This window comes from Microtetraspora fusca, assembly GCF_001570365.1.
Classification (GTDB): domain Bacteria; phylum Actinomycetota; class Actinomycetes; order Streptosporangiales; family Streptosporangiaceae; genus Microtetraspora; species Microtetraspora fusca.
Map to the genome: position 1 here is coordinate 239242 of NZ_BBYK01000046.1, position 20134 is coordinate 259375.

The 20134-nt window shown below is 71.8% G+C and carries 14 protein-coding genes; 8 read left to right on the forward strand and 6 right to left on the reverse strand.

Going from position 1 to position 20134, the window contains the following annotated elements:
• Positions 1 to 69 precede the first annotated feature (69 nt).
• The gene (gene rpmE / locus AWQ68_RS16475; protein WP_066941258.1) at positions 70 to 291 is read right to left on the reverse strand and encodes a 50S ribosomal protein L31; all 222 of its coding nucleotides are present in this window, start codon (positions 289 to 291) and stop codon (positions 70 to 72) included.
• 573 nt (positions 292 to 864) lie between these two features.
• On the opposite strand from rpmE, the gene AWQ68_RS16480 reads away from it, so the two are divergent.
• From AWQ68_RS16480 to AWQ68_RS16490, 3 genes are all read left to right on the forward strand, one after another.
• The gene (locus AWQ68_RS16480) at positions 865 to 1986 is read left to right on the forward strand and encodes a hypothetical protein (RefSeq protein ID WP_157545353.1); all 1122 of its coding nucleotides are present in this window, start codon (positions 865 to 867) and stop codon (positions 1984 to 1986) included.
• A gap of 177 nt (positions 1987 to 2163) precedes the next feature.
• Positions 2164 to 2664 carry a SigE family RNA polymerase sigma factor gene (locus tag AWQ68_RS16485; protein ID WP_174554112.1) on the forward strand — a complete coding sequence of 167 codons (501 nt, stop codon included), beginning with the start codon at positions 2164 to 2166 and terminating at the stop codon, positions 2662 to 2664.
• Between the two features lie 2 nt (positions 2665 to 2666).
• Positions 2667 to 3608, forward strand: coding sequence for a hypothetical protein (locus AWQ68_RS16490; RefSeq protein ID WP_066941263.1), 942 nt, complete (start codon positions 2667 to 2669; stop codon positions 3606 to 3608).
• 92 nt (positions 3609 to 3700) lie between these two features.
• Here the strand turns inward: AWQ68_RS16490 and rho are convergent, their stop codons facing one another.
• The 3 genes from rho to thrC all read right to left on the reverse strand — a co-directional run bounded on the left by rho (position 3701) and on the right by thrC (position 8329).
• A complete protein-coding gene (gene rho / locus AWQ68_RS16495; protein WP_066941265.1) occupies positions 3701 to 5761 on the reverse strand; it encodes a transcription termination factor Rho in 2061 nt (686 codons plus the stop codon).
• A gap of 368 nt (positions 5762 to 6129) precedes the next feature.
• Positions 6130 to 7059, reverse strand: coding sequence for a homoserine kinase (gene thrB / locus AWQ68_RS16500; RefSeq protein WP_066941267.1), 930 nt, complete (start codon positions 7057 to 7059; stop codon positions 6130 to 6132).
• Positions 7060 to 7270: 211 nt separating this feature from the next.
• Complete coding sequence (gene thrC, locus AWQ68_RS16505; RefSeq protein WP_066941270.1) at positions 7271 to 8329, reverse strand: threonine synthase; 1059 nt, start codon at positions 8327 to 8329, stop codon at positions 7271 to 7273.
• A gap of 214 nt (positions 8330 to 8543) precedes the next feature.
• Here thrC and AWQ68_RS16510 point away from each other — a divergent pair, with 214 nt between their 5' ends.
• On the forward strand, positions 8544 to 10121 hold the full coding sequence (locus tag AWQ68_RS16510) for a glycosyltransferase (RefSeq protein ID WP_084464066.1): 1578 nt from the start codon (positions 8544 to 8546) through the stop codon (positions 10119 to 10121).
• 250 nt (positions 10122 to 10371) lie between these two features.
• Here AWQ68_RS16510 and AWQ68_RS16515 read toward each other — a convergent pair whose 3' ends face one another.
• Both AWQ68_RS16515 and AWQ68_RS16520 read right to left on the reverse strand, forming a co-directional pair.
• Complete coding sequence (locus AWQ68_RS16515; RefSeq protein ID WP_245655948.1) at positions 10372 to 12069, reverse strand: glycosyltransferase family 2 protein; 1698 nt, start codon at positions 12067 to 12069, stop codon at positions 10372 to 10374.
• Positions 12066 to 13205: a glycosyltransferase family 2 protein gene (locus AWQ68_RS16520; protein ID WP_066941273.1), complete on the reverse strand. Its 1140-nt coding sequence runs from the start codon at positions 13203 to 13205 to the stop codon at positions 12066 to 12068. The genes AWQ68_RS16515 and AWQ68_RS16520 overlap by 4 nt, the downstream gene beginning before the upstream one ends.
• 355 nt (positions 13206 to 13560) lie before the next feature.
• Here AWQ68_RS16520 and AWQ68_RS16525 point away from each other — a divergent pair, with 355 nt between their 5' ends.
• Genes AWQ68_RS16525 through AWQ68_RS44975 form a run of 4 tightly spaced genes read left to right on the forward strand, consistent with a single transcriptional unit; the run spans position 13561 to position 20109 of the window.
• Positions 13561 to 14655, forward strand: a complete 1095-nt coding sequence (locus AWQ68_RS16525; RefSeq protein WP_066941274.1) for a class I SAM-dependent methyltransferase — start codon at positions 13561 to 13563, stop codon at positions 14653 to 14655.
• 11 nt (positions 14656 to 14666) lie between these two features.
• Positions 14667 to 16379 (forward strand): glycosyltransferase, encoded by a 1713-nt coding sequence (locus AWQ68_RS16530; protein ID WP_169808929.1) that lies wholly within the window; start codon positions 14667 to 14669, stop codon positions 16377 to 16379.
• Positions 16379 to 18370, forward strand: a complete 1992-nt coding sequence (locus tag AWQ68_RS16535; protein ID WP_066941277.1) for a glycosyltransferase — start codon at positions 16379 to 16381, stop codon at positions 18368 to 18370. The genes AWQ68_RS16530 and AWQ68_RS16535 overlap by 1 nt, the downstream gene beginning before the upstream one ends.
• On the forward strand, positions 18367 to 20109 hold the full coding sequence (locus AWQ68_RS44975) for a glycosyltransferase family 2 protein (protein ID WP_066941279.1): 1743 nt from the start codon (positions 18367 to 18369) through the stop codon (positions 20107 to 20109). Before AWQ68_RS16535 ends, AWQ68_RS44975 begins: the two co-directional genes overlap by 4 nt.
• Positions 20110 to 20134: the final 25 nt, after the last annotated feature.

Genomic DNA, 20134 nt, shown 5'->3' on the forward strand with positions numbered 1-20134 from the left:
AGAACGCCGACCCGGGCACGCCTCTTGTCGAAATCGAAAGAGACGGTCCGAGCCGGCGTCCGCGAAGAGCTACTGGCCCTTCTGGGCCTTCTTCCCGAAGCGCGCCTCGAAGCGCGCCACCCGGCCGCCCGTGTCGAGGATCTTCTGCTTGCCCGTGTAGAACGGGTGGCAGGCGGAGCAGACGTCGGCGTGGATGACGCCGTTCTTGGCGGTGCTGCGGGTGGTGAAGCTGTTCCCGCAGGTGCAGGTCACCTGGGTGACGACGTAGTCCGGGTGAATCTCGGGCTTCATTGTTCAGTCCTAACGCTAGGCGCGGTCGCCGGGTCGCTTGTTCACCTTGCAGGATCGCCCGTGCAGGCTTGCGCGCGTCGGGCACATACGGACGCGCGCGCGGGAACCGGTACCGCTGCGGTTCGGCTACCAGTGTGCCAGATCGTGAAACCGCTCCACGCCGTCGGCTATTCCCCGCCTGTACACGCGGCGTCCTCCGGGCTGTCGGCGTGCCGCGCCGACCCGCCTCCCGGGGGCGTCACGGCCTCTGGTAGGCGGCCTGACCAGACTCCGCGGGAAGCGCCGGAAAGCGGGACGCCATCGGCGTGTCGCGATGTGTCCTATGCCACTTTCGACGCCGAAGATCAGTTTCTGCGGCGCTTGTCGGAATGCCTCTCAGAGACCTCTCAGGATGTGGATAACTCTCGAGTTCCCAGGTGATGGCCCATATCCCAACATTGTGGAACGTTCGGGAAAGGGCTCGGTAAATGAGGTGCAACCTCACCATCCGGGTGGACGAGTCACACAGGCACCACTAGGCTCCGGTGTTCAAACCCGACTTTTCCCTCAATTTTACCAATGTTAGGGGTATCCATGAGGAAGAGCCTGCGGCTTGCAGTAGCAGCCGCAACGGGGGCGGCACTCTTCGCTACCGGTGCGGCCATCACCGTAGCCTCCCCCGCTAACGCCGTATCGGCCGTCGCCCTTCGCGCACTGGGCATCGCCGACATCAAGGTGGACACGTCGGTGGCCTTCATCCCGCCCACCGGCAGCGACACGATTCCCTTCGTGATCAAGGTCAATGACCCCTATGTCGGCAACAAGGCGCCGACCATCAAGGCGGAGTTCTGGAAGGAGGGAGAGCAGACCACCAGCGCGGGTCATTCTGCCTCGGTCACTCAGCTGACGGATCTGGCCAACAGCACGCCGGCCCCGACGCCGCCGACAAGTCCTGTTGAGGTCAAGGGCACCATTCCGGTCTCGTCGAGCGACAAGCCGACCACCTCCACTGGCAAGTGGACCTTGAGGGTCACGGTAAAGCCCGATGGTGGCGACGCTGTGACCAAGGATGAGACTTTCGAGGTCAAGGCGGCGACGCGGGTCAACGGGGCGAGCGTTTCGCCGAACCCCGTCACGCTGAAGTCGGGCAAGGACGTCGACGTCTTCGTCGCGTTCGAGCTGGAGAAGTCGGGCGACGAGAAGCTCACCGACGTCCGGCTGGAGAGCAAGAGCTACGACGACTACATCTCGCTCAGCACCGGCATGGAGTCGGACGGCAAGTCGTACCACGACTCGGCCTCCTTCGACTACAGCACCTCGACCGGCGCCTGGCAGCTGAAGATCACGGTCACCCGTGGTTCGAAGACCTACAGCTTCGTCAAGGGCTTCGAGGTCAAGAAGTCCGGCTCCTCCAAGGCCAGCTCGAAGATCACGCTGACCGCCTCGCCCACCTCGCTGAAGAAGGGCAAGACGACCAAGCTCTCCGGCAAGGTCTACCGCGGCTCCGGCGCGTGGAAGAAGAAGATCATGAAGCTCTACTTCAAGAAGAAGGGCTCCTCGAAGTGGTCGTTCGTGGGCTACGTCGGCTCCAGCTCGACCGGTAAGTTCAGCAAGACCGTCAAGCCGAAGTACACCGGCTACTGGCGTCTGGCGGCCACGGGCACCAGCACGACCTACGGCTCCTACTCGAACTACAAGCTCGTGACGGTCAAGTAGCGGCTCAGGGGATCTGCACGCCTCGCGTCACCAACCCCTGGCGCAAGCCGTACAGCACCAGGGAAGGCCCGCACGGTTCACACCGTGCGGGCCTTTTCGCGTCCGGCGACGAGAAGGGCGCCATAGAACCGGGACCTCGCGCTCGTCCCCATGAGTGATGAGACCCGAGGAGAACCTTTGCACCCCAGCAGACGAGACGATTTCACGGAGTTCGTGGCCGGCCGGTCGGACAGCCTCATCCGGCTCGCGTACCTCCTGACCGGCGACCAGCACGCGGCCGAGGACCTGCTGCAGACCGCGTTGACCAAGACGGCGGGACGGTGGCGGAAGATCCGCGACAACCCCGAAGCGTACGTACGCCGGGTCATGTACCACGAGCAGGTCGACCGGTGGCGAAGTCCGCGCTGGGGGCGTGAACGTGCCACCGACGTCCTTCCCGAGCTGCCGATCGGCGACCACAGCGGGGACATCGACACGCGCGTCACCCTCGCCCGGGCCATGCGTGCCCTCCCCGCGCGCAAACGCGCCGTGCTGGTGCTGCGCTACTACGAGGACCTCCCGGAATCGGAGGTCGCAAAGATCATGGGCTGCTCGGTGGGAACCGTCCGCAGCCAGGCCCACCAGGCGATCGTCCGGCTCCGCGGTCTGGTCGGCGCCCCCGCAACTCAGGAGAGCTGATCATGGATCTCGATGAGCAGAAGATCGCCCAGGAACTCCACCTCATGGCGCGGGAGGCCCGGCCGGTGGACGCGCACGTCTACGCCTCACGGGCACTGGTCCGGTCGGGGCGGCGCCGCCTGTCGTGGTCACTCGCGGGGCTCGCGGTCGCCGCGGCCTCCGTGGTCGGGGTCGTACTGCCGGCGTCCGGCGGCAAGGACATCGCGGCGAGCGTCCACGAGCTGCCGGACAACACCCCCGAGCAGGTGAAGCTCATACGCGACTGCATGCCCTTGGGTGGCCCCGTGCACGAAATGGACAGCCGTAAGCGCATCCCGGAGCACGGCAAGGTCGGCGATTTCCGCGTCCTCGCGGAGTATCGCGACGACGTGGGATCGACGGCACTCGTCGGCAGCACCGCCGGATTCGTCCTGTGCACGCCGCAGAAGAACCCGAACTTCGCCGACCGTCCGGTGTTCACGTACTGGGGTTACGCCCCACCCGGCGATCTGGAGGCGGGCCTGACCGGGGCCCTCACCGTGGACGCGTACGAGGTGCAGACCGATTCGCACGCAATGCGGGACGACGACCAATCCGGCGGCAGCTACCGTGTCGTCGCCGGACGCGTCACATCCGACGTGCGCCGGGTCGAGATCGACTGGGCGGGCGGTCGGCGCGCCGCCGCACAGGTGAACAATGGCTTCTTCGTCGGACGGGTGCCCGCCGCGTCCGTTCCCGGCCCAGACGACGGCTTGGGCGGCATGGTCGTCGACTCCCCCGACGTCACCGTCACCGCGTACGGCGAGGCGGGCGAGGTCCTCGGGCAGCGGAAGGACGTCAAGTTCCTCACGGCCGGGCGCACGGGCTCGGAAACGGGTACCGCCCCTGTCGGGGCCGGAGGGCCCGGCGACGACGCCCCTCCGGCGGAGGACGGCCGGGCCGCCCCTTCGCCGCGGCTCTCCTGACACGTCCCACGACCACAGCGTCGGGGGACGCTCCGGAAAGGGAGACGCCCCGGGTGGTCGGAACCACCCGGGGCGTTTCGCCGTACAGGAACTCAGTCGCGGTCGTTGCTGACCGTCGTCTTCTGCACCTGGAGCAGGAACTCGGCGTTCGACTTGGTCTCGCGCATCTTCTCCAGGAGGAGTTCGAGCGCCTGCTGCATGTCGAGGGCGTGGAGCACCCGGCGCAGCTTCCAGACGATCTGGAGCTCGTCCTTCGACATGAGGATCTCTTCCTTGCGGGTGCCGGACGCGTCGACGTCCACCGCGGGGAAGATCCGCTTGTCGGCGAGGGACCGGTTGAGCTTGAGCTCCATGTTTCCGGTGCCCTTGAACTCCTCGAAGATGACCTCGTCCATCTTGGAGCCGGTCTCGACCAGCGCCGTGGCGAGGATCGTCAGGGAGCCGCCGTTCTCGATGTTGCGGGCGGCGCCGAAGAAGCGCTTCGGCGGGTACAGCGCGGTGGAGTCCACACCACCGGACAGGATGCGGCCCGACGCGGGCGCGGCCAGGTTGTAGGCGCGGCCCAGACGGGTGATCGAGTCCAGCAGCACGACCACGTCGTGACCGAGCTCCACCAGGCGCTTGGCCCGCTCGATGGCGAGCTCGGCGACCGTGGTGTGGTCCTCGGCGGGACGGTCGAAGGTCGAGTGGATGACCTCGCCCTTCACCGACCGCTGCATGTCGGTGACCTCTTCCGGACGCTCGTCCACCAGGACGACCATCAGGTGGCACTCGGGGTTGTTGCGGGTGATCGCGTTGGCGATCGACTGCAGCACCATCGTCTTACCGGCCTTCGGCGGCGAGACGATCAGACCGCGCTGGCCCTTGCCGATCGGCGAGACCAGGTCGATGATCCGCGTGGTGAGGACGTTCGGCTCGGTCTCCAGGCGCAGGCGCTCCTGCGGGTAGAGCGGCGTGAGCTTGTTGAAGTCGGGCCGCTGCCGGGCCTGCTCCGGCTCCATGCCGTTGACCGTGTCGAGGCGGACGAGCGCGTTGAACTTCTCGCGCCGCTCGCCGTCGCGCGGCTGCCGGACGGCGCCGGTGATGACGTCTCCCTTGCGCAGGCCGTTGCGGCGGATCTGCGCCAGCGACACGTACACGTCGTTCGCGCCGGGCAGGTAGCCGCTGGTGCGGACGAACGCGTAGTTGTCGAGGATGTCCAGGATGCCGGCGATCGGGATGAGGACGTCGTCCTCGCTGATCACGGGCTCGTTGCTGTCGAAGCGGTCGCGGCCACGGCGGTTGCGCTCGCGGAACCTGCCGCGGCGGCCGCGGGCGTCGTCGCCCTGGTCACCACGGCTGTCGCCCCGGCTGTCACCACGGTCGCCGCGGTCACCACGGTCGGCGCGGTCACCACGGTCGGCGCGGTCACCACGGTCGGCGCGGTCGCCACGGTCAGCGCGGTCGCCACGGTCAGCGCGGTCGCCACGGTCAGCGCGGTCGCCACGGTTGTCGCTGCGACCGTCGCGGCCCTGCTGGTCACGGCCACGCGTCTGGGCGTCGCCCGCGTCCGCGGCCCGCTGGTCCGTACGGCTCTCGCGGTCGCCGGAGCGGTCGGAACGCTCACGCCGGTCGCCACGGCCGCGGCGCTCACGGCGGTCGGAGCGCTCGCCGCGGCTCTCGCCGCGCGTCTCGTTCTGGGCGTCGCCCTGGGCCTCGGTGACCGCCGGGGCGTCCGCGACGGCGGGAGCGCTCGCGGTGACGGCGCTGGAGGCGGCGACGGCGGGGGCCGCGGCGGGAGCGCTGTCCACGCGCTCGGCGGCGGGCTGCTCCTCGCGGCTCTCGGCCACGGGCGCGGCCGCGGTGGCGCGGGAACGTTCCCTGCGACCGCGAGCGGGGCGTTCGGCGACGGCGGCCGGCGCTTCCGCGGCCGGCTTCGGCTCCGCCTGCGCCTCTCCCGTCGCCCCCTGCTTCTCCTGGATGGCCGCGATGAGCTGGCTCTTGCGCATCCGCCCGATCCCGGTGATGCCGAGCCCGGTGGCCATGGCCTGCAGCTCGGGCAGCACCATGCCGGCCAGGCCGGTGCCGGAGCGACGACGCGGTCGAGCCGGAGCAGTGGTGGGGGTGTCGCCGGCGGCCTGGCCGTCGGAGAGGAGTTCGGTGGTGTCGCTCAACTAAGGGTCCTTCCCAGGGGTCGGGCACCGGACTCGTGCGTCCTGGTGTCCCGGTGGTGCGACCCGGCGGGACAGACCGGGTCGGGCTTCGCGAATCTCAGGTGTTGGTGACGCTCCGGAATCGCGAACTGCCAGATGTCGAAGTGGTTCGAACGCGCATGCCTCCGAGAACCCCACCTCTCGCCGCGCCGATCGGGGCAACGGGAGGAAGCGGTTTCGGGAAAATCGCCCTGCCCGCGTCGAAGGACGCGGAGCGAAGTGCAGCGATGTGCGAATGACAAGCACGCACCCAACATGGGGGCACCTGGTGCGGCTATCAGCCTAACATCACCAGCGCACACGGCTATTCCCTGGAGGTCGAAGAGGCATCAGCGTGTCTCGGGAAACTGAACGCCCGCACCCTGCAGGTGGACGTTCAAGGGCTGGATGAGCCAGTCCGTACCCACTTCTGGTGCGATCAAATCCTCGGTGTCCGATGTCGAAAAGACAAGGACCGTCGGACCCGCTCCCGAGACGACCGCGGGAACCCCCGCGGTGCGCAGCCGTCGCACCAGGTCGGCGGTCTGCGGCATGGCAGGCGCGCGATAGTCCTGGTGAAGACGGTCCTCGGTGGCGGCGAGAAGCAGGCCGGGCTCCGGCATCCGGGTCAGCGCCGCGACGAGCAGCGCCGCCCGCCCCGCGTTGACGGCGGCGTCGGAATGCGGCACCTCTTTCGGCAGCAGCCCGCGCGCCTCCTTCGTGGACGACCGGAAGGGCGGGATCAACACGACCGGCCGGACGTCCTCGTGCAGGGGCAGTTTCACCATACGCGGAGTGCCGGACCGCTCGGACCACGCGATGGTGAGCCCTCCGGCCAGGCACGGCGCCACGTTGTCGGGATGGCCCTCCAACTCGGTGGCCAGCGCGAACACGTCGTCGTCCGAAATGCCGCCGGCCGTGCCGGAGAGTGCCGGCGCGAGCGCCCTGGCGGCGAGGATGCCCGCGCAGATGGCGGCGGAGGACGAGCCGAGGCCGCGCGCGTGCGGGATGCGGTTGCGGCAGCGGAGTGTGACGCCGGAGGGCTGTGGGACGCCCATGCGGTCGAAGGTCGCCCGCATGGTTTTGACGATCAGGTGTCCCTCGCCCGGGTCCACCTCCCCGGCGCCCTGTCCCTCGACCTCGACCGTCACGCCGTCGTCGGAGAGCGCGACCTCGACCTCGTCGTACAGGTCGAGCGCCAGGCCGAGGGTGTCGTATCCGGGACCGAGGTTGGCGCTCGTCGCCGGAACCCGGACGACCACGCTGCTGCTACCTGTCATCGAACTCCTCGTGAGATGGAGTCCCCGGGCAGCCGCCACGGGGAGGGCGCGCGGCACGCGGCCGTGCCGCGACCGGCTCGACGTGACGCCCCGGCCCGACATGACACGACGGACGAGCCGTGCCGCACGGGCGCCTGAGGCGGTACGCGAGCCGTACGCGGTCGGGAACGGCGCGGGCGGGGCCGGCGCCGTTCACGCGACCGCTCAGGGGTCAGGCCAGTTCGAGCGCGGTGGCCGCCGCGTAGGCGTCGACCGGGATCGTCACCGGGGCGGGCGCTCCGGAGATGGCCCAGTCGGGGTCCTTGAGGCCGTTGCCGGTCACGGTGCAGACGACCCGCTGGCCCGGGGTCAGCAGCCCCTGCTCGTGGGCCTGCAGCAGGCCCGCGACGCTCGCCGCCGACGCGAGCTCGACGAAGACGCCCTCGCTCTGCGCGAGCAGCTTGTACGCCGCCGCGATCTGGCGGTCGGTCACTGCCTGGATGTCGCCGCCGGACTCGTCCCGCGCCGCCTCGGCGAGCTTCCAGGAGGCGGGGTTGCCGATCCTGATCGCGGTGGCGATGGTGTGCGGGTGGGTGACCGGGGCGCCGCCGACGATGGGCGCGGCGCCGCTCGCCTGGAAGCCGAGCATCCGCGGGGTCTTGGTGGCGACGCCGTCCGCGGCGTACTCCTTGTACCCCATCCAGTACGCCGAGATGTTGCCGGCGTTGCCGACGGGGATGCAGTGGACGTCCGGGGCATCGCCCAGCGTGTCGACGATCTCGAACGCCGCGGTCTTCTGCCCCTGCAGCCGGTACGGGTTGACCGAGTTGACCAGGGCGATGGGGTAGTTCTCCGCGAGCTTCCTCGTCATGTCGAGGCAGTCGTCGAAGGAGCCCTCGACCTGGAGCAGCCGGGCCCCGTGGACGAGCGCCTGGGCCAGCTTGCCCATGGCGATCTTGCCGCGCGGCACGAGCACCGCGCAGGTCAGCCCGGCGCGTACGGCGTAGGCGGCGGCCGAGGCGCTGGTGTTGCCGGTGGAGGCGCAGATCACGGCCCGCGCGCCGTCCTCCACGGCCTTGCTGATGGCCATGGTCATGCCGCGGTCCTTGAAGCTGCCGGTCGGGTTGAGCCCCTCGACCTTCAGATAGACGTCGCAGCCGGTCATCTCGGAGACGCGCCTGGCGGGCACGAGCGGCGTGCCGCCTTCGAGCAGGGTGACCACGGGCGTCGTCGTGGTCACCGGAAGCCGGTCACGGTACTCCTCGATGAGGCCACGCCAAGCCCTGGTCATGATCGCTCCTTCTACGCGGGCTCCGCCACACGGGCCCACCTGCGGTATTGGCCACCGAGTTTACGGCCAACCGCTCTACCTGCGGGATCCACCGTCCAGCTTATGGACATATTTCCGGACACGAGGCCGATATATGGGGACGAGCAGCGCTTCGCGCTCTCAGCGAACTAGGAGTTTGCTTCGTTAGGGTCGATCCCCTGACTTGACTCGACAGGTGACAACCGAGGAGGGGCACGTGGCGGGCGACGAGGTCCGGCCGAGGATCCGGCACAACGACTATTCTCCCCTGGTCCCCGCGCCGATCGGCGGTTGGCATCCGGAAGTGCCGGTCAGCGTGATCATCCCCGCGTACGGCGGCCAGCACCGGCTCGATCTCACCCTGGCCTCGCTCGCGGCGCAGACCTACCCCGCCCATCTGACAGAGATCGTCATCGTGGACGACGGCAGCGTCCCGCCGCTGCGATTACCGGAGATGCGCCCCGAGAACACCCGGATCGTCACGACCGCGGACGGCTGGGGACCGGGACACGCGGTCAACACCGGCGTCGCCGCCACCGACGGCACCGTCGTGCAGCGTCTCGACGCCGACATGGTCCTCCACCGCGATCACCTTGAGGCGCTGCTGCGCTGGCACCACCTCACCGACTATCTCGTCACGATCGGCGGCAAGCGGTTCATCGAGGAGACCCCCGTCACGGCCGCCGAGGTGTACGAGGCCGTGGCCGGCGACACGTTGACGCACCTGTTCGACCCCGAGAAGACCATCCCCAGCACGACGGAGATGACGATCCTCCGCCTGGACGGGATGCGCGGCAGCAAGAACCCGTACCACGTCTGCACCGGCCCCACGCTGTCCCTCCACCGGACGCTCTTCCTTGACGTCGGCGGCTTCGACGCGGAGGTCCAGCGGGGCGAGGACACCGAGCTGGGGTACCGGCTGGCCCAGGCGGGCGCCGTCTTCGTGCCGGATCTCGCGGCCCGCGCCGTCCATCTCGGCCTGCCCGCGCAGCGGCGCGACCGCGGGGCGACGGTGCGGACCGTGGAGCCCTACCTGGCCCATCGCGTGCCGCTCCGCCGCGACCTGCGCAAGGAGCGGGGCCGCCACTGGCGCGTGCCGTACGTGGAGGTGGTCCTGGACGTGGCCGGGGCGAGCGAGCGGGTCACCCGCGCGGCGGTGAACGCGGCGCTCGACGGGTCGCTGCCCGACGTCGCCGTCACGCTGGTGGCGCCGTGGTCGGCGCTGCCCTCCGGCCGCCACCCGGTGCTGACCGCGCCCGGGTTCGATCTGCGCATGCTGCGGACCGGGTTCGCCGACGACCCCCGGGTACGGCTGGCCGAGGACGTGTCGCCGAGCGCGACGCCGGTGCCGTTCCGTTACTCAGGGCCGGTGGACGTCCCGCTCGCGCCGGAGACGCTGGAGCGGATGGTCAAGACGGTGCTCGACGAGCGGCTCGGCATGCTCGTCGTCACGTTCCCGGACGGCCGCACCGCGACCGTGGAGCGTACCGAGGCCGTGGGACGGGCCCTGCTGCTGGCCCGCCCGGGCGAGCCCCTCTCGGACGTCATCCGGCAGACTCACGGCGTACGGCACAGCCCGGCGGAGGCGTTCTGGCCCTCGGCGCAGGAACGGCCGGCCGCACCCGCCCGGCCCGCGGCTCCTCAGACGGACATGAGGTCGGCGATGGCGGGTCTCACCGAGGCGCGCGGGCGCGGCGGGCGCCCGCGAGGGAAGCGCTCGTGGGTCCGGCGGCTGCGCACCGCCATCCGGACCCGATACCGGATTCGTCCGTAGTGCTCCGGCGGGTGTCCATGCGTGGCGGAGCCGCCGGGTGGTCTTCTCTGGCTGTCGCCGGCGACAGCCAGAGAGCTCGATCCATCCCGCCAGGGGTCGCCAGTGGATTTGCACGAACCTCGGCCGAGTCGGTCACTTCGCCGGGAGGCACCTCCGATCCTCGCGAAGCCCGCTTCGCCGGGCCTTCGCTCCGATCCTCGCTCCCTTCCGCTCCGCTCCCTCGGTCCCGGTGAACGTCGCGGGCAGCGGACTAGCGGTAGATCACGCGGCGGACGATGGCCTTGATGCTCCGCTTGCGGCGTAACGTTGCGGCCTCCTTGCGGAGGGAGCCCACCTCGCGGCGCAGTTCCACGGTGGATTTGCGCCACTTGGCGGCTTCGTCGCGCCACTTCCCCACCTGGGCGCGCAGCCGTTCGACCTCCTTGGCGAGCTTGGCCGCCTCGGCCTGCGCCTCGGCCCTCGCCCGGTAGGCGCTGCGCCGTCCGACGGGAACCGGCGCCTGCTCCGCCGGGAGGAGGCCGACGGGCGCCCCGTCGATCCACACCGCGCCGAACATCTCGGCCACGGCGTCGTCCAGCGCCTCCGTCTCCCCGCCGCCTCTCCCGGCGTCGGCCGCCCGTCCGGCTTCCCCGGCGGCTCCGGGCTCCTGGACGAAGGTCGCCCGGTTGAACGCCGCCGTACGCTCCAGGCGCGCGACTGTCACCCCTCCCCCGGGGCCTTCGCCGTCCTCGGACAGGAGGAGGCCGACCATGCCCAGCCCGCGCTCCTCGATCAGGTCGACGAGCGTCGCCAGGGTGTCCTCCCCCAACGCCCACCCGGCCGGGACGCGCAACCGGAACGGCGCGGGCGCGGTCGACGCGGTGAACCGTACGCGCGCCTCGTGGGCGTACAGGCCGTGGACGAGCGTGCGGTCGAGGCAGGGGTCGGTCAGCGGCGCCCGCCGTTCGCGGGTCTCCGGCTCGGGCACCCCGGTCACCACCACGCCCACGTCGGGGACGGTGCCGGCGAGGGCGGTGTCCACCGTGGCCCGCACGTCCTCGTAGGAGGCGTCCGCGCCGTCCACGACGACCTCGACGTACGGCACGAGCCACTGGCGGCCGGGGTGGGAGCGGAGCCAGCGATATTGCGGGACGCGGTCGGGGATGAACGCGTGGCTGACCCGGGTGACCCGGTCCATGTCGCGCATCCGCATCGTGGGGCCGAGGTGGTAGGCCCGGGAGCGGGGCTCGGGGACGAAGACCGCGCCCGCCTGGGCCAGGCGATATCCCATCTCGGTGTCCTGGCCCAGCATGAGGCCGGTGTCCATCGGACCGGTCATCTCGATCAGCCGCCGGTTGACCGAGGTCGATCCCCCGACGTGCAGGCTGAAGGCCCGGCGCGCGTCGCGCAGGCCGTCCGTGCGCCCGACGAGGTCGACGATCCAGGAGTGCGGCTCGGCGGGTTCGAAGAACGGGGCGAGCTCGGCGGCGTCCGCGATCTCCGCGGGCTGGGGCGGCCGCGCCTCGCTGAACCGCAGATATCCGGTCACGGAGAGGTAGGGGGCGAGGTGGTGCCAGCGCATCTGCGCCTCGACGGCGTCCCGTTCCAGCACGACGTCGGAGTCCAGCCAGTGGACGACGTCCCCGCCGGACGCAGCGAGCCCGGCGTTCCTGGCGTCGGCCCGGCCCGGCGTCTCGCATCTGATCAGCCGGGTGCCGGCGGGCCTCGGCTCGGGGAGGCGCAGCGGCGGGGAGGTGCCGTTGTCCACGACCACGACCTCGGTCAGCTCCGCCGGATAGGTCTGGACGGCCAGCGCGGCGAGCACGAGGTCGAGCTTGTCCTGCCCGCCGTACGCGGGGATGACGACGCTGACCGTCAGCCGGGGCGTCCAGGAGCCGATCTCAGGGGGTGTCAGGACGGAATAGTCGTTTCCTCTGACGCGGGGGGTGCTTACGGGCGTTTCGATCAATGAGCCGGCTCCAGGATGCGGCTGGGCCTCACGCCCCGCCATTGGTTGGTCGCGACTTTCAGGAAGTGGGCGAGCGGCAGCCGCCAGGTGTGCCGGTCGGCCGTCGAGCGCCTGAGCATGTAGCCGAGGCCGTGCGTGCGGTAGATGCGGGCGCCCGCCGCCTCGGCCGCGGTGAGCATCCCCTCGTCCACCGCGCGCGGCACCGAGGGGAAACCGGTGAACGCGGCGCGGTCGAGCATGATGGTGCCGCCCGCGACGTGCCGGTTCCAGACCTCACTCTTGTAGTCGGTGCGCCGGATGGTGAGGTTGAGCGGTTCGAGATGGAAGAACTCGGCCGTCGTGCCGACGATGTCCGCGCCCGAGTAGGAGCGGGCGAGCAGGAGGTCGGCGAGGTGCTCGGGGCCGTACCAGTCGTCGTCGTCCCATTTGGCGAGGAGGTCTCCGCTCGCCCGGCGCGCGGCCTCGTTCAGCACGTCTCCGAACACCGTGCCGCCGTCCGCCTCGATCACCTCGACGGGGATGTCCAGCCCCTTGGCGGCCCGCCGTACGACGTCGGCGGAGTAGCCGTGGGCGGCGAAGACGACCTCGACGTCCACGTGCCGCTGCCGGGCGATCTGGGACAGCGCCCACCCCGCCATCGACGGCCGTCTGCTGGCCACGATCACGCTGACGCTCGGCCGCGTACGGCGGGCGGCGAGGGCGTGGCGGCGGAGCCGTACGCTGTGCTCCTCCCGGCGGAGCGGGGCCACGGAGACTCCGGACGTGTCGGTCTCCGGTTCGAGCCAGCCGGCCGAGGTGAGCAGCTCGGCCAGCGCGGGATCCTCGGCGGCGAGCCACCGCGGGACCGCCTCCGCGTGCAGCGGCACCCCGGCCGCCGCGAGCGCCAGCACGGCGTCGAGAGATCGGCGGGCGTCGGCGTCGTACGGCGTATCGCCGTCGGGCGAGGGGGCGGCGTCGGGGGAAATGATGCCGGGCCAGGCGAGGCCCACGCTCTGGAATGCGCGCAGCCGCGCCACCGCCTCCCCGGTCGATTCCTCGGGAAATGGCGTCCCGGCGATCATCCACCGGGCGCCGTCCCATGTGGCCTGCGCCGGCTCCGCATCCGCACTGCTCAGGAACCCCTGGGGGCTCGTCATGACCGTCCTATCAGGAAACTCTCAGGGATTACCCATGGTTTACCTACAAAGCACCGCTAGAACATACACATACGCCGAAGGCCGGAAGAATCCGCAATGTTCGGTGATCATTAGAATTCCACTGAAGTCGTGACTGCAACAGTCCCGTAGACCATTTCGGTACTGTTCCGCGGATCCGCCGCCGAGAGCGGATCCGGACGGACACGCCACGAGGCGGGGAGAGAGGGCGCGCGACGCGCGTGCGAGCGGCGGCACCGCCGCCGAGGCCCTCCTGGCACCGCGCGCGGGCAGATCCGGGGAGGTGCCCCGCGCTCGCAGGCGAGCCGTCGGGGCGTACCACGGAGGTAGACAACGAATGCCCACCACCCGTCGGCTCATCGTGGCCGCCGCGGCGGTCGGCGCGTTGACGCTGGCGGCGTTGACCGTGCTGATCCTGCTGGAGATCGTCGAAATCCTCGCCGGACTGACCCTCGGCCTCCTCGTCTGCGCGACCGGCCTGATGTTCCTCGTCGCCCTCTCCGTACGCCGTGTGGACGGGAAGGCGCTGCGCATCGACGGCCGGGTCAAGCGCCAGGAGGCCGCCCTCGCCAAGGCCGCGAACGCCCTCGCGAACGTCGCCGGGCGGCTGGAGCAGGTCACGGCGGCGGCCGAGGCGCGTGGCCCGCGCCGCGAGGAGGACCTGCGCGCGATCCTCGCCTCGCTCGGGGAGGACCGTGTCAACGCGACGCTCGCCCGGCAGGAGATCGAGAAGGCCGTCGACGGCGTCGGCTCGCTCGTCGGCACTCGGCTGGATCGCGTCGAGAAGGCCCTGACCAGGGAGTTCCGGCAGGGGTACCGCCAGGTCGAGGCGTACGTCGATCTCCGGTCGCTGATCGAGCCGAGGGCGCCGCTGCCCGAGCTGAGAGGGTGGGCCGCCTCGCCCGACCTGCTCCGCCGGCTCGTCGGGCACATCTGCGAGCACCGGCCCCGGCTGGTCGTCGAGTGCGGCAGCGGCTCGTCGAGCGTCTGGCTCGGCTACGCCGTGGAACGTTACGGCGGCGGCCGGGTCGTCTCCCTGGAGCACGACGAGCGCTATCTCGAGCTCTCCCGCGACCTGGTGCGCGCCCACGGACTGTCCCACATCGTGGAGGTGCGGCATGCCCCGCTGCGCCCCTGGCGGCACGGCGCCGAGTCCTGGAACTGGTACGACGAGGACGCCACGCGGGATCTCGACGGGATCGGCCTGCTCCTCGTGGACGGCCCGCCGGGCGCGACCGGACCGCAGGCGCGCTACCCGGCCGTCCCCGCCCTGCTGGACCGGTGCACGCAGGACGTGCGCATCCTCGTCGACGACGCCGCCCGCGCCGACGAGCGGGCGGCGGTCCGGCGCTGGCTGGACGAGTTCCCCCTGGAAGCCGTGGATCACGAGGCCGAGAAGGGGCTCGTGACGCTCACCCGCAGCACGCCATGACGGTTCCGCACATGCCATTTGGTGCTGTTGGTGCCGTTGATGCCCCCACCCCTGACGCCGGACCGACTGTCGATGCTCTTGACGCCCTCGCTCCGGGTGCTCCACGCGTCCGGCGCAACGACTACGGCACTCTGCGTCCCCCGGCGCTCGGCGCCTGGGAGCCCCGGCTGACGGTCAGCGTCGTCATCCCCGCGTACGAGTGCCAGGAGGCGCTGGACCGGACGCTCGCCGGGCTCGCCGCGCAGACCTACCCCCGCGATCTGATGGAGGTCGTCGTCGCCGACGACGGCAGCGCCCCGGCGCTGCGCCTCCCGCGCATCGCCCCCGAGGCGACCCGGATCGTACGCGTGCCCGAGGGCCGGTGGGGACGCGGCTGGGCCAGGCAGACGGGCGCTGAGGCGGCGGTCGGGGACGTCGTCCACTGGGTCGACTCCGACATGATCCTCGCGCGGGACCACATCGAGGCGCACATGCGGTGGCACCACCTGGCGAGTTACGCCGTGGTCCACGGGAGTGTGGGGTTCGTCGCCGACGACGTGCCACCGCCCTCGCCCGAGGCGGTCTTCGCCGGTACGTACGAGGGCGCGGCGGCGTTCGCGGGGGCGCGGCCGCACAGCTGGACCGCCGAGGTGCTCGGCACGACCCGGGAGCTGCGCGACGAGGTCTCCGGGGCGTACCGGCTGCACTCGGGCGCGACGACGTCGGTCACCGCGTGGCTGCTGAAGGCGGCGGGCGGCGTGAACACGTCGCTGAACATGGCCGAGGACACCGACCTCGGATATCGGCTCGCGCAGCAGGGAGCGGTCTTCATCCCGGACCCCGAGGCCCGGGCGTGGCACCTCGGCACGTCCACGGTCATGCGCCGGGAGGCCGACGTCCACCAGCACAACTGGTCGTTCCTCGGCGACCTGATCCCCGACCTGCGGTGGCTGCGCCGTCATCCCCGCCGCCACTGGGCGGTGCCGTACGTCGAGGTGGTGATCGACGCGCACGGCGCGACGTACGAGCAGGTGCGCGCCAGTGTGGACGCCGCCCTGGCGGGGACCCTGGCCGACACCTCGGTGGTGCTCCTCGGCCCCTGGGACGAGCTGCCCCCGGGCCGCCGGGCCTCGCTCGACGAGCCGATGCTCGACACCCGGCTCGCGTACAACCTGTACGAGCACGAGCCGAGGGTGCGCTTCGCGCGGGCGGCGGCGGAGAGCTGCGCGCCCACGCCGTTCCGGCTCGTCTGTCCCGCCGGATGGGTGCTCGGCCCCGACTCCCTGGCGTCGCTCGTCGAGCTGGCCGAACGCCGGGGGTACGGCCTCGTGTCGGCGGCCGTGGAGGAGACTCCGGCGGGGGTGACGGCGCTGCGGCTGGAACGGACCGCCGCGTTCTCCCGCGCCGCGCTGGTCGCCGGCGGGACGAGAACGGCTCCCCCTGACCGCGTGCCGCGTGCCACCGGCCCCGCTCGCCGTTCCCCTGGTCCCGGCGTCCTGGACGCGCTGGTGGACGAGATGTACGGGTCGATCTGGGTCGCGGCGGAGGATTTCGGCGTCGTACGGGACGAGGACGCCGAGCCGGTTGGCGGCGACCCGGCCAAGTGGCGGGCGAGCGCGGCCAGGTGGCGCTCCGAAGCCACGCGGCTGCGGGCCGAGGTGGCCCGGCTGAAGGCCGAACTCCGGCACGCCCATGACGCGGAGCCGGTCGGCGCCGCTCGCGGCCGGAGGTTCAGGCGGCGGTGATGTTCGAGCGGATCGTCGGCGAGGCCGTACGGCGCGGCGTGGGACGGCGGGTCGCCGTGTACTGCGTCGGAGTGGAGTCCCCGGAGAGCCTCGCCACCAAGGGCGTCCGACACCTCGTGAACCTCGACGGCGACCCCCGGCTCGCCCTGTCTCCGGAGAGCCCCGCGCCGGACGGAACCGCGGCTCCGTCGCCGGACGAGGAGGTGGCGGAGGTCCTCGTGCTCGCGCGCACTCCGACGGATCTGCGCCGGGCCGCGACCATGCACGCGCTGCTGCCCCGCGCCGAGCGGGTGATCGTGGTCACCGCCGAGACCCCCTACTGGTACCCGGCGCCCGCGCCGTCGCTCACGCCCGCCCACCGCTGGCGGGCCCTCACGGAGCTGAGGGTTCACCGGCCGGCGAGCGGCGCGTGGGCGGTGGACGCGAGATTCTCCGCCGCCACGCCGGCCGGGCGGACCGTGGCCGCGACCGCCCGCGCGTTCGCGGGGAACCGTCTCGACGGCATCGCCGCCCCCGTGGCGGCGCTGGCCGGGCCGGGCGCGGCCCACTGGCGGCCTGGGGACCCCAATGCGTCCCCGGTGGAGCCGGGCGGCCCTCTGCCCATACGTATCGGCGCTCCCGGCGGCGACGTGGTGCTCCGCACCTCCTTCCCGGACGGCCTGCCCACCTGGGAAGGGGACGAGGCCGTAGTGGATCTCCCCGCCCTGGAGGAGCTGAGCTGGGAGCGCCTCGGCGAGCCCGGAGGCGCCGCGCCTCTGGGTGCCGGTACGGAGGCCGCGAACGGGCGGCCTGCCGTACATGTGAACGATGTCCGGCTGCTTCCCCCGGTGGACGACCGGTCGGTGAATCCGATGGGCTTCGTCACCACGCCCACGCTGGGCGTCGGCCGCCTCGAACTGGCCGACGGCCGCTGGAACGCCGTCCACGACGGGAAGGTGCTCACCCGCTTCGCCGCGTCGGGGTGCGTCACCGTCACGGACGTCGCCCGTCTCAGGCAGCTGCGCGGGCTGCGGATCGACTGGCGGAACGGCCACACGGGGCCGATCGCGGCCGTACGGGTGGTCGCCTCGCTGGCGGCGGCGGGCGTGCCGATGCTGACCGGCGAGATCCCTCCGTGGGCCGGGGCGCTCGGCGACGGGCTCATCGGGCTGCTCCGCGCGGCCACGCCCGAGGACTTGGACGACGACCTGCGACGTGAGGAGCACAGCATCCGGCTCCGCAGGCGCGCCCTCCGGGACCACGGCGTCGAGGCCCGATGGGAGCGGCTCGGCGCCCCCGCCCGGCAGCGGCCGCTCACGTCCGTGCTGCTGACCACCCGCCGCCCCGAAATGGTGCCTTTCGCCCTCGGCCAGGCGGCCCGGCAGCGCGACGCGGAGCTGGAGGTCGTTCTGGCCCTGCACGGGATCCCGCGCGATCATCCGTCCGTGGCCCCGGCCGTCGCCTCGTTCGAGCGGCCGATCACGGTCGTCGAGGGTGCGGCGTCGCTCGCGTTCGGGGCGCTGCTCAACCGGGCGGCGGCCCGCGCGTCCGGCTCGTTCCTGCTCAAGATGGATGACGACGACTGGTACGGCCCGGATTTCCTGGCCGACCTGCTGCTCGCCCACTCCTACACCGGCGCGAACGTGCTGGGCGCGGCCCTGGAGTTCGTCTACCTCGCGTCGATCGACGTCACCGTACGCCGCGACCAGGTCACCGAGCAGATCACCAACTTCGTGGCGGGCGGCACGATCTTCACCGAGCGGGCCGCGTTCGACGCGGTCGGCGGCTTCCGCCCGCTCCCCCGCGCCGTGGACACCCAGTTCCAGCACGCCGTGCAGAGCGCGGGCGGGCAGGTGTACCGCACCCAGGGCCTCGGGTACGTGCTGCGGCGCGGCCCGGCGTCCCAGCACACCTGGCGCGAGCCGATCGGCACCTTCCTCCGGCGGAACAAGCGGCAGTGGCGCGGTTTCCGGCCGAGCGCCCTGATGGAAGCGCCGGAGGCCACGCCATGAGCCCGTACACCGTCCCCGAGAGCGGCGTCCCGCGGATCCGGCGGAACGACCATGCGGCGCTCGCGCCGCCCGCCCCGGGCGCCTGGGAGCCCTCCCTGACCGTCAGCGTGGTCGTCCCGGCCCGCGACTGCCAGGCGGAGCTGGATCTCCTCCTGGCGGCGCTGGCCGCGCAGAGCTACCCCGACCGCCTCCTGGAAGTGATCGTCGTGGACGACGGCAGCGGCCCGCCGCTGCGGGTGCCCGCGATCGCGCCGAGCTGTACCCGCGTGGTGCCCACGCGTCCCGGGGGCTGGGGCATCGCCTGGGCGCTCGACACGGCCGTGGCACTCGCCGAGGGCGACGTGATCCATCGCATCGACGCCGACATCGTGCCGTACCGCGAGCACGTCGAGGCGCACATGCGGTGGCATCACCTGGCCGACTACCTCGTCGTGCTCGGGACGCTGCGGTTCGCGGACGTGGCGGCCGGGCTGCCCGCTCCCCCGGACGTACGCGACACGGTGGCCGCGGGCCACGAGGACGCGCTCTTCGACCTGCCCTCCAGCGTGGCGCACGACTGGTGGGAGGAACTGGTCGACCGGTACGACGGGTTCAGGAACGCGCCCAGCTCGGTCCTGCACCGCGTCCACGTCGGGGCGACGGCCTCGCTCCCCGCCGAGTTGCTGCGCGCGGCCGGGGGGCTGGACACGTCGCTGGTCCTCGCCGAGGACACCGAGCTGGGATATCGCCTCACCCAGGCGGGGGCGGTGTTCGTGCCGGACAGGGCGGCGCGGAGCTGGCATCTCGGCACGCCGACCGCCATGCGGCGCGGGGACGAGGTCCGCCGGTACAACTCCCCGTTCGTCGCGGACCGCATCCCCTACCGGCGCTTCCTGCGGATCGAGGGCGGCCGGCAGTGGCTCGTGCCGTACGTCGAGGTGCTCGTGGACGCGTCGACGGCGGGCTACGAGAGCGTGGCGGGGACCGTGGACGCCGCACTCGTCAGCACGCTCCCGGACGTGCGGGTCACCCTCACCGGCCCGTGGGACGCGCTGGACGGCGGGCGGCGGGCGCCGCTGGACGACCCGCTGCTCGACCTGCGGCTCGTCCGCGGCCGCTACGCGCACGACGGACGGGTCGGGTTCGCCGCCTCCGCCCCCGCGACGGCGACTCCCGCGCCGTTCCGGCTGGTCTGCCCGCCCGGCTGGAGCGTCGCCGCCGACACCGTGGACCGGCTGGTCCGGTACGCCGAGGAGCACGATCTCGGGCTGCTGTGCGTGGCCCTGGACGAGGACGGGGGCGGCGTGCTCAGCGCCCGCCTGGAGCGGACCTCGTCCGTGGCACGGGCGCTCCGCCTGGTCAAGGACGGCGAGCACGTCGACGACGTGATCCACGAGACCTTCGGCGTGGAGTGGCTCGACGGCGAGACGTGGGGCTTCGCCCGGCTCGACCCGGCCGTCCGGCCGCCCCGGAGCAGCCGCAACACGGAAGCGGCCCACTGGAAGGCGCTGGCCGTCCAGCGCAAGGTCGACGGAGGGCGGCTGCGGTCACGTCTGGCGGCGCTGGAGAAGGAGGCCGCCACGCTGCGCAAGGAGGCCGCGAAGGGCCGCCGGGACACCGATCGGTGGCGGGCCAAGGCCGAGCAGTGGCGGGCCGAGGCGGTCCGCCTGCGACGCGAGCGCGACCTGACGGTCGTACGCCGGGCGATCAGGAAGGCCGATCACCTGTTCCGCAAACGCGGCGAACCTCCATCGACCTGACATCCGGCACGGCTACCTTCCCGAC